This window comes from Methyloceanibacter marginalis (genome assembly GCF_001723295.1).
GTDB lineage: Bacteria > Pseudomonadota > Alphaproteobacteria > Rhizobiales > Methyloligellaceae > Methyloceanibacter > Methyloceanibacter marginalis.
The window spans coordinates 1-2633 of record NZ_LPWD01000156.1 but is presented as its reverse complement, the minus strand read 5'-3'; the positions used below and the strand labels follow the sequence as shown (position 1 = coordinate 2633).

2 protein-coding genes and 1 pseudogene are annotated in these 2633 nt (G+C 65.6%); 2 read left to right on the top strand and 1 reads right to left on the bottom strand.

Annotated elements, in window-relative coordinates; all coding sequences use genetic code 11:
* Together AUC71_RS22940 and AUC71_RS22935 are read left to right on the top strand one after the other, a co-directional pair.
* The coding region (locus tag AUC71_RS22940) for a tRNA (adenosine(37)-N6)-dimethylallyltransferase (protein ID WP_483127800.1) at nt 1-548 on the top strand (548 nt) is incomplete at its 5' end.
* Complete coding sequence (locus tag AUC71_RS22935; protein WP_069623634.1) at nt 545-808, top strand: tRNA dimethylallyltransferase; 264 nt, start codon at nt 545-547, stop codon at nt 806-808. The genes AUC71_RS22940 and AUC71_RS22935, both read left to right, overlap by 4 nt.
* 3 nt (nt 809-811) lie before the next feature.
* Here the strand turns inward: AUC71_RS22935 and AUC71_RS06590 are convergent.
* Nucleotides 812-2633, bottom strand: a pseudogene (locus AUC71_RS06590) (potassium transporter Kup); the annotation flags it as partial.

The window sequence follows — 2633 nt, the reverse complement described above, 5'->3', positions numbered from 1 at the left end:
ACGCCGACTCCATGCAGGTCTATCGCGAGCTTCGCGTCCTCACGGCGCGCCCCGACGCCGCCGACCTCGTGGCGATCCCTCATCGGCTCTACGGCACGGTCCCCGCGACGGAAGCCTATTCCGTGGGGCAGTGGCTGAGCGATGCCGCAGGCGCCATCGCCGAAGCCCGAACGGAAGGCCGCGTGCCGATCATCGTCGGCGGGACCGGGCTCTACTTCAAGACGCTCCTGGAAGGCTTGGCGCCCATCCCCGACATCCCCCGGGAGACCCGGGAGCTTTGGCGGGAGAGGGCGGGGACGCTTGCCGCCGGCGCGCTTCACCGTGAGCTCGCTGCCCGCGATGCCGTCATGGCCGCGCGGCTTCGCCCTTCCGATCGGCAGCGTATCGTCCGCGCCCTCGAAGTGATCGACGCCACGGGCGTTTCGCTCGCCGACTGGCAGGGCACCGCGGGCTCGCCCATTCTCAAGGACGATGCGGTGTTGAAGCTCGTCTCGCGCCGGAACGCGACGCGATCTATGCGGCGATCGATGCGCGCTTCGACCGCATGATCGAACAGGGAGCACTGGAGGAGGTCGAGGCACTGACGGCGCTGGGGCTCGACGGAAGCCTTCCCCTGACGCGCGCGCTCGGCGTCCGGGAGCTTGCCGCCCATCTGGCCGGAGCTCTTTCCCTGGAGGAGGCGGCAACCAAGGCCAAGACCGAGAGCCGGCGCTACGCCAAGCGGCAGATGACTTGGGCGAAGCGCTTCATGGCGGACTGGGAGTGGTTTCCCGATGCGGACAGGGCGGCAGAGACGGCCGTGCGCTGAGGCCTACACCGTGACTTGCGTGCCGATCTCCACCACCCGGTCCGTGGGCAGCTGGAAATAGCTCGACGCATCGTCGGCGTTATGGGCGAGGTACACGTAAAGCTGGTCCTGCCATTGCGGCATCCCTGAGCGCACGTCGGGCCTGACCGAGCGGCGTGACAGGAAGAACGACGTCGACATGATGTCGAACTGCCAGCCTTGCCGCCTGGCAATGGCAAGTGCTTTCGGGACGTTGGGCCGTTCCACGAAACCGAAATGCAAGGTGACGCGCATGAATTTGTCGCTCACCGTTTCCATCTGAACGCGGTTCTCCGTCTTCACCCGGGGAATGTCCTCGTTCTTGATGGTCAAGATCACATTGTGCTCGTGGAGCACCTTGTTGTGCTTGAGGTTATGCAACAGCGCCGTCGGCGCGAAGTCCGGATCGGCGGTCAGGAACACGGCCGTTCCCGGGACGATGTAAGGCGGCTTCTCCTCGAGATTCTTGATCAAGGGCTCGAACGGAACCTCCACCCGCCGCGTCTTCTGGGCGAGAAGCCGCGTGCCCCGGCGCCAGGTCGTCATGACGATCACCAGCATCACGCCGACGAGTACCGGCAGCCAGGCGCCCTCGAACAGGTTGAGCATGCTGGCCATGACGAAGGCCGTGTCGATGAAGATGAGCGGCACCATCACCGCGATCACCCAGATCAGCTTCCAGCGCCACAGCTTCCAGATCACGATGAAGCCGAGAATGCCCGCCACCCATTCGGTCGCCGCCACGGCAAGCACGTAGGCCGAAGCGAGCTCGCTCGAGGAGCGGAACATGAAGACGAGCAGCAGCACGCCGACGAGCAGCAGCCAGTTCACCCGCGGCATGTAGATCTGGCCGGCCTGGGATTCCGAGGTGTGACGCACCTCCATGCGCGGCAGCAGGCCAAGTGCATGCCTTGCCGGGTGATGGAGTAGGCGCCGGTGATGACCGCTTGGCTGGCGATGGCCGTCGCATGGTGGCGAGCGCCACCATGGGATAGAGGGCCCATTCGGGAAACAGCAGATAGAACGGGTTGGAGATCGTCTCGGGTTTCAGGAGTACGAGCGCGCCTTGGCCGAAATAGTTCAAGAGCAGCGCCGGAAGCACCAGATACAGCCACGCGGTTTGGATCGGCTTGCGCCCGAAATGGCCGAGATCGTTGTAAAGCGCCTCGGAGCCGGTCACCACCAGGAACACCGCGCCGAGCGTGACCAGCCCGATAATGCCGTGGGTCAGCAGGAACTCGATGCCGTAATAGGGATTGAGCGCATTGAGGATGCGCGGATTGGCGGCGATCTCCGCCGCGCCCGCGGCCGCGATCACCAGGAACCACACCGTGGTGATGGGCGCGAACAGGGCCGACACGCGCGCCGTGCCGTGGCTCTGCACCGAGAACAGCGCCACGAGAATGACCACGGTGATCGGCAGCACGTAAGGTTCGAAAGCGTCCGTCGCGACATTGAGCCCTTCCACCGCCGACAGCACCGACAGGGCAGGGGTGATCAGCGTGGAGCCGTAGAACATCGCCGCGCCGAGAATGCCGAGCGCGAGCACCAGCGGCGTGCGCTTGCCGACGGCGGTAAAGGCCAAGGCCGTCAGCGCCAGCGTGCCGCCTTCGCCGTTATTGTCCGCCCGCAGCAGGATCAGCACGTATTCAGCGCACGACGACGATCAGGGACCAGAAGATCAACGACAGCACGCCGTAGACGGCGGCTTGGGTGACGACGCCGTGCTCGCCGCCGGCCGCCAGCACCGCCACGCGCAGCGCGTAGAGCGGGCTCGTGCCGATATCGCCTAGACGACGCCAATGGA